At 62.4% G+C, this 12,518-nt stretch carries 9 protein-coding genes and 1 pseudogene; 2 read left to right on the top strand and 8 right to left on the bottom strand.

The genetic code is table 11. The annotated features are described in order from the left end of the window. The first annotated feature begins 30 nt into the window (after positions 1–30). Positions 31–342: a ribosome assembly RNA-binding protein YhbY gene (yhbY, locus tag FB481_RS01295; protein ID WP_147174847.1), complete on the top strand. Its 312-nt coding sequence runs from the start codon at positions 31–33 to the stop codon at positions 340–342. Between the two features lie 9 nt (positions 343–351). Here yhbY and FB481_RS01290 read toward each other — a convergent pair whose 3' ends face one another. From FB481_RS01290 to grpE, 8 genes and pseudogenes are all read right to left on the bottom strand, one after another. Then, on the bottom strand, positions 352–807 hold the full coding sequence (locus tag FB481_RS01290) for a DUF4149 domain-containing protein (RefSeq protein WP_306109825.1): 456 nt from the start codon (positions 805–807) through the stop codon (positions 352–354). Next, positions 785–1,261, bottom strand: a complete 477-nt coding sequence (gene greA / locus FB481_RS01285; RefSeq protein ID WP_147174846.1) for a transcription elongation factor GreA — start codon at positions 1,259–1,261, stop codon at positions 785–787. The genes FB481_RS01290 and greA overlap by 23 nt, the downstream gene beginning before the upstream one ends. Continuing rightward, the gene (gene carB / locus FB481_RS01280) at positions 1,258–4,479 is read right to left on the bottom strand and encodes a carbamoyl-phosphate synthase large subunit (protein ID WP_147174845.1); all 3,222 of its coding nucleotides are present in this window, start codon (positions 4,477–4,479) and stop codon (positions 1,258–1,260) included. Before carB ends, greA begins: the two co-directional genes overlap by 4 nt. Before the next feature lie 36 nt (positions 4,480–4,515). Next, entirely contained in the window at positions 4,516–5,652 is a 1,137-nt protein-coding gene (carA, locus tag FB481_RS01275; RefSeq protein ID WP_147174844.1) for a glutamine-hydrolyzing carbamoyl-phosphate synthase small subunit, read from the bottom strand. Between the two features lie 237 nt (positions 5,653–5,889). Next, positions 5,890–6,690 carry a 4-hydroxy-tetrahydrodipicolinate reductase gene (gene dapB / locus FB481_RS01265; protein WP_147174842.1) on the bottom strand — a complete coding sequence of 267 codons (801 nt, stop codon included), beginning with the start codon at positions 6,688–6,690 and terminating at the stop codon, positions 5,890–5,892. Between the two features lie 68 nt (positions 6,691–6,758). Further along, on the bottom strand, positions 6,759–7,886 hold the full coding sequence (gene dnaJ / locus FB481_RS01260) for a molecular chaperone DnaJ (protein WP_093504146.1): 1,128 nt from the start codon (positions 7,884–7,886) through the stop codon (positions 6,759–6,761). 123 nt (positions 7,887–8,009) lie between these two features. After that, positions 8,010–9,929, bottom strand: a complete 1,920-nt coding sequence (gene dnaK, locus FB481_RS01255; protein ID WP_093504147.1) for a molecular chaperone DnaK — start codon at positions 9,927–9,929, stop codon at positions 8,010–8,012. Positions 9,930–10,028: 99 nt separating this feature from the next. Further along, positions 10,029–10,598 (bottom strand): annotated as a pseudogene (gene grpE / locus FB481_RS01250) (nucleotide exchange factor GrpE); the annotation flags it as partial. A gap of 173 nt (positions 10,599–10,771) precedes the next feature. Here grpE and recN point away from each other — a divergent pair. Beyond that, positions 10,772–12,445, top strand: a complete 1,674-nt coding sequence (gene recN / locus FB481_RS01245) for a DNA repair protein RecN (protein ID WP_147174841.1) — start codon at positions 10,772–10,774, stop codon at positions 12,443–12,445. Positions 12,446–12,518: the final 73 nt, after the last annotated feature.

Genomic DNA, 12,518 nt, shown 5'->3' with positions numbered 1-12,518 from the left:
TTTCCCAGATTAATACGCAGGGTTCAGATTATGCCGCTCACTCAAGAGCAGAAGAAACAGTTCAAATCTATCGGCCACCACCTGAAACCGGTATTGATCGTCGCCGACAACGGTGTTACCGAAGGCGTAGTGGCCGAACTCGAACGCGCGCTGAATGACCACGAACTGATCAAAATTCAGGTGCGCGTGACCGAGCGCGACGACCGCCTGGCGGTGATCGAAGAACTGTGCAAGGCCGGTAATGCCGAGCTGGCGCAGGTCATTGGCAAAATGGCGCTGCTGTACCGCAAGAACCCCAAGGCCAATCGCAACCTGTCCAACATCAGCCGCTATCAGGGCTGATTCAGGTGCTCAGCCGACCTGCGGGTCGGCTGCCCCGCTCTTGCACGGCACGGGCTGCAGCACCAGCAACACGCCGAAGAACGCCAGCAGCAGGTAGCTGAACAGCTGCCAGCGTACAGCCTGCGGCCACAGCACCAGCGAAATCAGAAAGGCCAGCGAGACGACCAGCACCGCGAGCAGCAACTGCCCGCTACGCACTCGCCACAGCGCCGCCAACCCATACTGCCGAACCAGCAGCAAGAGCTGCAGCAGCGCTGCGCCCAGCGTAATGCCGACCATCTGCGGCACCAGGGTGCGCGCGACTTCTTCGATCAGCAAGGACGCCAGACCGACACTGGCGAGACCCGGCAGCACCAGAAAGTGCAGGATCCAGATGCCGCCGACCCAGAGGGTCTGCAGCAGCATCCAGGCATTGGCTGCGCTGTCACGCGCAGCCGTGCGATCAGACGTGACGAACTTCGACAATCTCGTACTCGACCAGACCACTGGGCGTGTTAACGCCAACCACGTCACCTTCGTTCTTGCCCACCAGGGCACGAGCGATAGGCGAACCTACGGACAGCTTGCCCTGCTTGATGTCGGCTTCGTCTTCGCCAACGATCTGGTAGGTCACGCTTTCGTCGGTCTCGACGTTGGCGATTTCCACGGTGGTGCCAAAGATCACCTTGCCGGTGTGGGCGATAGTGGTGACATCGATGATCACCGCATTCTGCAGGCGACCTTCGATGTCACGCACACGCGCCTCGACCATGCCCTGCTCCTCGCGGGCGGCATGGTATTCGGCGTTTTCCTTGAGGTCACCCAGCTCACGGGCCTCGGCGATGGCCTGGCTGAGCGCCGGGCGACGCACCTTGGTCAGGTGTGCCAGCTCTTCTTCCAGGGCGCGAGCGCCCTGGGTGGTCATGGGGTACTTGTTCATGCCTTGATTCCTGCATGCAGATCCTGCAGACGGCGCACGGTCTTCTCGGGACCGAACTTGAGCGCCTCACAGACCGCCTGCCCCGCCGCGATGGTGGTGGTGCAGTAGATCTTGTGCTGCAGCGCGTTACGACGAATGGAGTAGGAGTCAGCGATCGACTGACGGCCTTCGGTGGTGTTGATGATCAGGGTGACTTCGTCGTTCTTGATCATGTCGACCACGTGCGGACGACCTTCGGTCACCTTGTTGACGCGGCGCACTGGCAGGCCGGCAGCCTCGATCACCTTGGCGGTGCCGGCTGTGGCCACCACTTCGAAGCCCAGCGCGACCAGATCACGGGCGACCTGAATGGCCTCTGGCTTGTCGTCTTCGCGAACACTGATGAAGGCGACACCTGCGTTCGGCAGAATCTCGCTAGCACCCATCTGCGCCTTGGCGAAGGCTTCGCCGAAGCTGTCGCCGACGCCCATTACTTCGCCGGTGGACTTCATTTCCGGGCCGAGGATCGGGTCGACACCCGGGAACTTGTTGAACGGGAACACCGCTTCCTTGACGCTGAAGAACGGCGGGATGATTTCCTGAGTGAACCCCAGCTCGGCCAGGCTCTTGCCAGCCATCACACGGGCTGCGACCTTGGCCAGCGACTCGCCGATGCACTTGGACACGAACGGCACGGTACGCGAGGCACGCGGGTTGACCTCGATCACGTAGATGTCCTCGCCCTGCACGGCCATCTGCACGTTCATCAGGCCGATGACGCCCAGTTCCAGAGCCATCTTCTTGACCTGGTCGCGGATCTCGTCCTGGATGTGCGCCGGCAGCGAGTACGGCGGCAGCGAGCACGCCGAGTCACCGGAGTGAACGCCGGCCTGCTCGATGTGCTGCATGATCGCGCCGATCACCACGACTTCGCCGTCGCTGACCGCATCCACGTCCACCTCGATGGCGCAGTTGAGGAAGCGATCCAGCAGCACCGGGCTGTCGTTGGATACCTTCACCGCTTCGCGCATGTAGCGCTTGAGCTCTTCTTCCTGGTAGACGATTTCCATCGCTCGGCCGCCCAGTACGTAGGACGGACGCACCACCATCGGGTAACCGATGTTCTTGGACAGGGTCAGTGCTTCTTCTTCGCTGCGTGCGGTGGCGTTGGCCGGCTGACGCAGGCCGAGGCGTTGCACCATCTGCTGGAAGCGCTCGCGATCTTCGGCGCGGTCGATGGCGTCCGGGCTGGTGCCGATGATCGGCACGCCCGCTTCTTCCAGGGCACGGCACAGCTTCAGCGGGGTCTGGCCGCCGTACTGAACGATCACACCCTTGGGCTGCTCGACGCGAACGATTTCCAGCACGTCTTCCAGGGTCACCGGTTCGAAGTACAGGCGGTCGGAGGTGTCGTAGTCGGTGGAAACAGTTTCCGGGTTGCAGTTGACCATGATGGTCTCGTAACCGTCTTCACGCATGGCCAGTGCGGCGTGCACGCAGCAGTAATCGAACTCGATGCCCTGGCCAATACGGTTCGGGCCACCGCCGAGAATCATGATCTTGTCGCGACCACTGGCGTTGGCCTCGCACTCTTCCTCGTAGGTCGAGTACATGTAGGCGGTGTCGGTGGCGAACTCGGCGGCGCAGGTGTCGACACGCTTGTAGACCGGCAGCACCTTGAGCTTGTGGCGGTGGCTACGCAGGTTCTTCTCGGTGACGCCGAGCAGCGCGGCCAGGCGCGCATCGGAGAAACCCTTGCGCTTGAGGCTGAACATCAGGTCGCGGTCGATGCTCGACAGGCCCAGGGTCTGGATGCGCTGCTCGTCCTTGATCAGGTCTTCGATCTGCACCAGGAACCATTCGTCGATGCGAGTCAGCTCGAACACTTCCTCGACGGTCTTGCCGGCGCGGAAGGCATCGGCCACATACCAGATGCGGTCGGCGCCCGGCACGATCAGCTCGCGCTTGAGGGTGCTTTCGGCTTCCGGGTCAGCCGGATCGAGCTTCGGATCGAAGCCGGACACGCCGACTTCCAGGCCGCGCAGCGCCTTGTGCAGGGATTCCTGGAAGGTCCGACCGATGGCCATGACCTCACCGACGGACTTCATCTGCGTGGTCAGGCGGGCGTCGGCGTTGGGGAATTTCTCGAAAGCGAAACGCGGGATCTTGGTGACCACGTAATCGATGGCCGGCTCAAAGGACGCCGGGGTGCGACCGCCGGTGATGTCGTTCTGCAGTTCGTCGAGGGTGTAACCCACAGCCAGCTTGGCAGCGATCTTGGCGATCGGGAAACCGGTGGCCTTGGAGGCCAGGGCCGAGGAGCGGGATACCCGCGGGTTCATCTCGATGACGACCATGCGGCCGGTATTCGGGCAGATGCCGAACTGCACGTTGGAGCCGCCGGTTTCCACGCCGATCTCACGCAGTACCGCCAGGGAGGCGTTACGCAGGATCTGGTATTCCTTATCGGTCAGGGTCTGGGCCGGCGCCACGGTGATTGAGTCACCGGTGTGCACGCCCATCGGGTCGAAGTTCTCGATGGAGCAGACGATGATGCAGTTGTCCTTCTTGTCGCGGACCACCTCCATCTCGTATTCCTTCCAGCCGATCAGCGACTCGTCGATCAGTAGCTCGTTGGTCGGCGACAGGTCCAGACCACGGGTGCAGATCTCCTCGAACTCTTCACGGTTGTAGGCGATGCCGCCACCAGTGCCGCCCATGGTGAAGCTCGGACGGATGATGCACGGGAAGCCGACCTTCTCGAGCACGCCATAGGCTTCTTCCATGCTGTGGGCGATACCCGATACCGGGCAGGCCAGGCCGATGTCCTTCATGGCCTTGTCGAAGCGCGAGCGGTCTTCGGCCTTGTCGATAGTGTCGGCGTTGGCACCGATCATCTCGACGCCGAACTTCTCCAGCACGCCGTGACGCTCCAGATCCAGCGCACAGTTCAGCGCGGTCTGGCCGCCCATGGTCGGCAGCAGGGCGTCGGGGCGCTCCTTCTCGATGATCTTGGCCACGGTGGCCCATTTGATCGGCTCGATGTAGGTGGCGTCGGCCATGGCCGGGTCGGTCATGATGGTGGCCGGGTTGGAGTTCACCAGGATGACGCGGAAGCCTTCCTCGCGCAGGGCCTTGCATGCCTGGGCGCCGGAGTAGTCGAACTCACACGCCTGGCCGATGACGATGGGGCCGGCGCCGAGGATCAGGATACTTTTGATGTCTGTACGTTTTGGCATAGCGGTTACTCGAATCCTTGGGTCAGTCGGCGAGGCTTAGCGGCGCTTGGCCATGGCTTCGATGAAGCGGTCGAACAGCGGGGCGACATCGTTCGGGCCCGGACTGGCTTCGGGGTGACCCTGAAAGCTGAAGGCGTCCTTGTCGGTACGCTCGATGCCCTGCAGGGTGCCGTCGAACAGCGACTTGTGGATCGGACGCAGATTGCTCGGCAGGCTGTTCTCGTCCACGGCGAAACCGTGGTTCTGGCTGGTGATCATCACCACGCCGCTGTCGAGATCCTGTACCGGGTGGTTGGCACCGTGGTGGCCGTGGCCCATTTTCAGGGTCTTGGCGCCGGAGGCCAGGGCCAGCAGCTGGTGGCCGAGGCAGATGCCGAATACCGGGATGTCGGTTTCCAGAACGTCCTTGATCGCCTGGATGGCGTAGTCACATGGCTCGGGGTCGCCAGGACCGTTGGACAGGAACACGCCATCGGGATTGAGCGCCAGTACTTCGCTTGCCGGAGTCTGCGCCGGCACCACGGTCAGGCGGCAACCGCGCTCGACCAGCATGCGCAGGATGTTCAGCTTGACGCCGTAGTCGTAGGCGACCACATGGTACGGCAGCTCGCTGGCAGCGATCTCGGGATGGCTGTCGTCTTTCAAGTTCCACACGCTGGAGCGCCACTCGTAGCGCTCGGTGCAGCTGACTTCCTTGGCCAGGTCCATGCCTTTCAGGCCCGGGAAACCACGCGCCAGCTCCAGAGCCTTTTCCTCGGTGGCGTCGGCGCCAACCAGGATGCAGCCATTCTGGGAGCCTTTTTCACGCAGGATGCGGGTCAGGCGGCGGGTATCGATACCGGCAATGGCGACGGTGCCGTTTTCCTTGAGGTAATCGGGCAGCGACTGCTTGTTACGCCAGTTACTGGCGATCAGCGGCAGATCGCGGATGATCAGGCCGGCAGCCCAGACGCGATTGGACTCGGCGTCTTCCGGCGTGGTGCCTGTATTGCCGATATGTGGATAGGTCAGGGTAACGATCTGCTGGGCATAAGACGGATCGGTAAGAATTTCCTGATAGCCGGTCATGGCGGTGTTGAACACCACCTCCCCGACAGTTTGGCCGTCGGCCCCGATGGCCTCGCCGCGAAAAATGCTGCCGTCAGCAAGGGCGAGTATGGCTGGCTTACTCAAGAAGACCTCCCGTAGATCGTGGAGCAAACGCAGATTGTAAAAAAGCGGGATGACGTGTGAAGGTCATCCCGCTTTTTTGATTGATTCATTCTGCGCAACTTTTAGTGGACACACTAAAGCGGAAAGCTTACAGGAAAAGTGCCTTTTTCGAAAGCCGTTCAGGGCCAAAAACCTGAAATCCGATCCGTGGTCGCCCCTGATAACCACCGAGGGCGCCATTGGCACCCTCGGTTTCGGTTACTTCAGCCCCAGCACGTCCTGCATGTCGTAAAGCGCTGGCGAGCGCTGCTGCAGCCAGGATGCCGCGCGCACTGCGCCCTTGGCGAAAGTCATACGACTGGACGCCTTGTGGGTGATCTCCACGCGCTCGCCGTCAGCGGCGAACAGTACAGTGTGATCGCCGACTACATCACCGGCGCGCACCGTGGCGAAACCGATGGTCTCGCGCTGACGTGCGCCGGTTTGCCCTTCACGCCCATAAACCGCGACCTTTTCCAGGTCACGCCCCAGCGCATTGGCCACCACCTCGCCCATGCGCAGCGCAGTACCAGACGGCGCATCGACCTTATGACGGTGATGGGCCTCGAGCACTTCGATGTCCACATCGTCACCCAACACACGGGCGGCGGTGTCGAGCAACTTCAGGCACAGGTTCACGCCCACGCTGAAATTGGCAGCGAAAACGATGGGAATCTCTCTGCCGGCATCGGCCAGCAACTGCTTTTCCGCAGCACTGAAGCCGGTGGTGCCGATGACCATGGCCTTGCCGGCGCGGCGGCAGATTTCCAGGTTTTCGAGGGTCACCGTGGGATGGGTGAAGTCGATCAGCACGTCGAACTCGTCGATCACGCCCTCCAGGCTGCCGTACAGAGCCACGCCCAGCTTGCCGACGCCCGCCAGCTCACCGGCATCGGCACCAAGCAACGTGCTGGTCGGCCGCGCTACGGCGGCACCGAGCACGACGCCATCGGCCTGGTGAACGGCCTCGATCAGGTTCTTGCCCATGCGCCCGGCGGCGCCCGTGACTGCAATACGCATATGCATAACTCCAAAGTACAAACGGCGAGCAGCCGGCCACTGCCAGCTGCTCGCCGTGCATTACCGCATTAAAGGTCGCCGAAGAAGCGCTTCACGCCTTCGAACCAGCCATTGGCCTTGGGCGAATTGGAGCTGTTACCCACCAGGGACTGACGAAACTCCTCGAGCAGCTCGCGCTGGCGACGGTCGAGATTGACCGGGGTTTCCACCGCCACCTTGCACATCAGATCGCCCGCACCGCCGCCACGCACCGGGGCGACGCCCTTGCCGCGCAAACGGAACAGCTTGCCGGTCTGGGTGCCTTCCGGAATCTTCAGCTTGACCCGACCATCGAGGGTCGGCACTTCCAGCTCGCCGCCCAGAGCCGCATCAACGAAGCTGATCGGCACTTCGCAGTACAGGTGCTTGCCGTCACGCTGGAAGATCGCGTGCTCACGCACGTTGACCACCACGTAGAGGTCGCCCGACGGGCCGCCGAGGGTACCCGCCTCGCCCTCGCCGGACAGACGGATACGGTCGCCGGTATCGACACCGGCCGGTACCTTGACCGACAGGGTCTTGTGCTCTTCGACACGGCCATGGCCATGGCAGGAGCCGCAGGGGTCGGTGATCATCTTGCCGCTGCCGTGGCAGCGCGGGCAGGTCTGCTGGACCGAGAAGAAGCCCTGCTGCATGCGCACCTGGCCGATGCCGCCGCACGTGGTACAGGTCACCGGGCTGGTGCCCTTCTTGGCACCCGAGCCATCGCAGGTCTTGCAGTTGACCAGGGTCGGCACGCGAATGGTCACCGTGGTGCCACGTACCGCCTCCTCGAGATCCAGCTCCAGGGTGTAACGCAGGTCACTGCCGCGCTGCGCACCACCGCGCTGACCGCCACGCTGGCCGCCGAAGAAATCGCTGAACACGTCGCCGAAGATGTCGGAGAAGTTCGCGCCGCCACCACCAAAGCCGCCACCGCCGCCCATTTGCGGGTCGACGCCTGCATGACCGTACTGATCGTAGGCGCTGCGCTTGCCGGCATCGGACAGCACTTCGTAGGCCTCGTTAGCCTCCTTGAAGGCGTCTTCGGCCGCTTTGTCGCCGGGATTGCGATCGGGGTGATGCTTCATCGCCAGGCGGCGGTAAGCCTTCTTCAGCTCCGCCTCGCTGGCCCCGCGCTCGACCCCGAGCACTTCGTAGTAGTCACGTTTAGACATGGGTTTCTAGCACTCTCAAAATTCTTAAAGTCCAGACACGCCAACGCGGGAGCAAGCCCCCGCGCGGCGGATCACCCTGCCACACCGTAGCGTGACAGGGCGCAAACACAGGCAAGCCGGGGCTTACTTGTTGTCCTTGACTTCCTCGAACTCGGCGTCGACCACGTCGTCGGCAGAGCCCTTGGTTTCGCCAGCATCCGCCGCACCGGCAGCGCCAGGCTGCGGCTGCTCGGCGTACATCTTCTGCGCCAGCGGAGTGGTGGCTTCGGACAGCGCATTCATCTTCGCTTCGATGGCCGCCTTGTCGTCGCCCTTCACGGCAACTTCCAGCTCGCCCAGCGCCGCTTCGATAGCTGTCTTCTCTTCGGCAGTCGCCTTGTCGCCAGCCTCGGTGAGCATCTTGCGGGTGGCGTGCACCAGCTGGTCACCCTGGTTGCGCGCTGCTGCCAGCTCTTCGAACTTGCGGTCTTCCTCGGCGTTGGCCTCGGCGTCACGCACCATGCGCTCGATCTCGTCATCGGACAGACCGGAGTTGGCCTTGATCACGATGGACTGCTGCTTGCCGGTGGCCTTGTCTTTGGCGCCGACGTGCAGGATGCCGTTGGCGTCGATGTCGAAGGTCACTTCGATCTGCGGCACGCCGCGCGGAGCCGGCGGAATCTCGGCCAGGTCGAACTTGCCCAGGGACTTGTTCTGTGCGGCCTGCTTACGCTCACCCTGCAGCACATGAATGGTCACCGCGCTCTGGTTGTCGTCGGCGGTCGAGAACACCTGCGACTTCTTGGTCGGGATGGTGGTGTTCTTTTCGATCAGCGGCGTCATCACACCGCCCATGGTTTCGATACCCAGGGTCAGCGGGGAGACGTCGAGCAGCAGTACGTCCTTGACGTCACCGGCCAGTACAGCGCCCTGAATGGCAGCGCCCATGGCCACAGCCTCGTCCGGGTTGACGTCCTTGCGAGCGTCTTTGCCGAAGAAGTCGGAAACGGCCTTCTGTACCAGCGGCATACGGGTCTGACCGCCAACCAGGATCACGTCGTCGATCTTGCCGACGTCGATACCGGCGTCTTTCAGCGCGATGCGGCAAGGCTCGATGGTACGGCTGACCAGATCCTCGACCAGCGACTCCAGCTTGGCGCGGGAGATCTTCACGTTCAGGTGCTTCGGACCGGTGGCATCGGCAGTGATGTACGGCAGGTTGACGTCTGTCGACTGCGAAGACGACAGCTCGATCTTGGCCTTCTCGGCAGCTTCCTTCAGGCGCTGCAAAGCCAGCGGATCGTTCTTCAGGTCCATGCCGGACTCTTTCTTGAACTCGTCGACGAGGTAGTCGATCAGGCGCATGTCGAAGTCTTCACCACCCAGGAAGGTGTCACCGTTGGTGGCCAGTACTTCGAACTGGTGCTCGCCGTCGACTTCGGCGATTTCGATCACCGACACGTCAAAGGTACCGCCGCCCAGGTCATAGACGATCACGGTGTGGTCGCCCTTGGCTTTGTCCATGCCATAGGCAAGGGCTGCAGCGGTCGGCTCGTTGATGATGCGCTTGACGTCCAGACCGGCGATGCGGCCGGCGTCCTTGGTGGCCTGACGCTGGCTGTCGTTGAAGTAGGCCGGCACGGTGATGACCGCTTCGGTGACAGGCTCGCCCAGGTAGTCCTCGGCGGTCTTCTTCATCTTCTTCAGCACTTCGGCGCTGATCTGCGGCGGCGCCATGTCCTTGCCGCTGGCCTGCACCCAGGCGTCACCGTTGCTGGCCTTGACGATCTTGTAAGGCACCAGCTTGATGTCTTTCTGCACGACGTCTTCTTCGAAGCGACGGCCGATCAGGCGCTTAACCGCGAACAGGGTATTGTGCGGGTTGGTAACCGCCTGACGTTTGGCCGACTGACCGACCAGAATCTCGCCATCGTTGGCATAAGCAACGATGGACGGCGTGGTACGCGCGCCTTCGGCGTTTTCGATGACTTTGACGTTACCGTTTTCAAGAATGGAGACGCAGGAGTTGGTGGTCCCCAGGTCGATACCGATGATTTTGCCCATTTCACTCTCCCGAAACTTTGAAATATCCGCCGCGTTGTCGTGACCGCTGCGGTAGCACTAATACGCTTGACTCACTAAATGGGGTGTGGCCCGCCGATTTCAAGCCTGCTCATCGATAGATGGCGGCGCCTCGGCCGGGGCCTTACTGACCACGACCATGGCCGGACGCAGCAGGCGACCGTTGAGCAGGTAGCCCTTCTGGAACACCTTGAGCACGCTGTTGGGCTCGACGTTGGTGCTTTCCTGCATGGCCATCGCCTGATGATGCTCCGGGTTGAACGGCGCACCATGAGGGTCAATGGCTTCCAGCTGGTGGCGCTTGAGGGTGTCGAGCAGCAACTTAAGCGTCAGCTCCATGCCCTCACGCACCGCCTTGATCGATTCGTCGTCGGCGCTGGACAACTCGAGACCACGTTCGAGACTGTCGACCACCGGCAGCAGGTCGTTGGCAAATTTCTCGAGGGCGAACTTGTGCGCCTTCTCGACATCCTGTTCAGCGCGACGGCGCACGTTCTGCAGATCGGCAGCCATGCGCAGCGACTGATCCTGCGCAGTCGCCAGTTGCTCTTCCAGCGCTTGCACGCGAGCAGCCAGGTCTTCGCTTGGCGCGGCGTCGTTCGCTTGCGCTTCGGAAGTCTGCGGATCCAGGTTCTGTTCGTCAGCCATGCATTTCTCCTCTGAATGATTCGACGAGCCTCAACTCGCGCGTCTGCCGCCTATATAAGGATGATTTGTAGGGTTTCAAGGGCCACTACCACTTTCCGGCAGCCAGTCGTCAGCGTATTGCCACCTCATCGCAAACCACTGTATAAATAACCAGAACAACCCTGAGAGGCCTCGCCATGCTGGTGCACCTGTCCGTCCACAATTACGCCATCGTCGAACACCTGGATCTGGAACTGGACCGGGGCATGAGCGTCATCAGCGGCGAAACCGGCGCCGGCAAGTCGATCATGCTCGACGCCCTCGGCCTGACTTTGGGCGATCGCGCCGACAGCGGCGTGGTTCGCCCAGGCGCCGACAAGGCGGACATACTGGCCAGCTTCGACCTCGCCGACATCCCCGAAGCCCACGCCTGGCTCGCCGAGCGCGACCTGGATAACGACGGGCCGTGCATCCTGCGCCGGGTGATCACCGCCGAAGGCCGCTCGCGCGGTTACATCAACGGCACGCCCTGCCCGCTCGGCGACCTCAAGGCACTGGGCGAGCTGCTGATCGACATTCACAGCCAGCACGAGCACCAGTCGCTGCTCAAGACCGACACCCACCGCCGGCTGCTCGACGAATACGCCGGCGCCCAGGAGCTGGCCCGCCAAGTACAACTGGCCGCGCAGCGCTGGAAGCAGACCCGCAGTGAACTCGAACGCGTGACCTCCCAGGGCGACGAGCAGCGCGCCCGCCATCAGTTGCTCAGCTATCAGCTCGAAGAACTTGAGAACCTTGGTTTGGGTGACAACGAACTGGAGCAACTGGAGCAGGATCACAAGGCGCTGACCAATGCCGAGAGCCTGCTCAGCGCCTGCCGCCAGGTGATCGATCAGTGCAGCGAAAGCGATGCCGGCAACGTACTGTCGGTGCTCACTGCCAGCCTCAACCGCCTTAGCGGCCTGCAAGGCCAGCCGGGCGCCCTGAACGAAGCCACCAACCTGCTGGCCAGCGCGCAGATCCAGATCGAGGAAGCAGTGGGCGAGCTCAACCGTTTCCTCGACCACTTCGACGCCGACCCTGAGCGCCAGCAACAACTCGAAGAACGCCTGGACACCATCTATACCCTGGCGCGTAAACACCGCATCCACCCCAGCGAACTGCCCGCCATGCAGCAGCAGTTGTTCGACGAACTGGAAAGTCTCAATGCCGACGACCAGGCCGCCGAGCGCCTGGGCGAAGAGCTTGCCGCCTACGGTCGTCACTACCAGGAAAAGGCGGCCGAACTCAGCGCCAAGCGCCAGAAGGCCGCTAGCAAACTGGGCAAGGCGGTTGAAAAGGAAATGCAGACCCTGGGCATGCCAGGCGGACGCTTCAGTATTCAGCTGCAGCCCATCGAAGGCGGCGAGCCAAATGCCAATGGCCTGGAACAGGTCGAGTTTCTGGTCAGCGCCAACCCTGGGCAACCGATCAAGGCACTGGCCAAGGTCGCCTCGGGCGGTGAACTGTCGCGCATCAGCCTGGCCATCCAGGTGATCACCGCGCAAACCTCACGGGTTCCGACCCTGGTGTTCGACGAGGTGGACGTGGGCATTGGCGGCCCGACCGCCGAAGTGGTCGGCCAGCTGTTGCGCCGCCTCGGCGAGCGCGGTCAGGTGCTGACCGTCACCCACCTGCCTCAGGTCGCCGCCCAGGGCCACCAGCACCTGTTCGTCCACAAGGTGCGCGGCAACAACGCCACCCGTACGGCGGTCAGCAAGCTCGGCGAAGCCCAGCGTATCGAGGAAGTCGCACGCATGTTGGGCGGCATCGATCTCACCGACGAATCCCTGGCTCACGCCCGTAAACTGGTCAGCAACGCCCAGAGCTGACGCCCCACAGACATCTGCAGAAAACATTTCCTGCAGGCATGAAAAAGGCGACCTGAGTCGCCTTTTTTGTCAA

Source organism: Pseudomonas sp. AG1028, from assembly GCF_007993955.1.
In the GTDB taxonomy this organism is placed as follows: domain Bacteria; phylum Pseudomonadota; class Gammaproteobacteria; order Pseudomonadales; family Pseudomonadaceae; genus Aquipseudomonas; species Aquipseudomonas straminea.
Note: the sequence above shows the minus strand (reverse complement) of the source record. Positions and strands in the feature narration are given on the sequence as shown.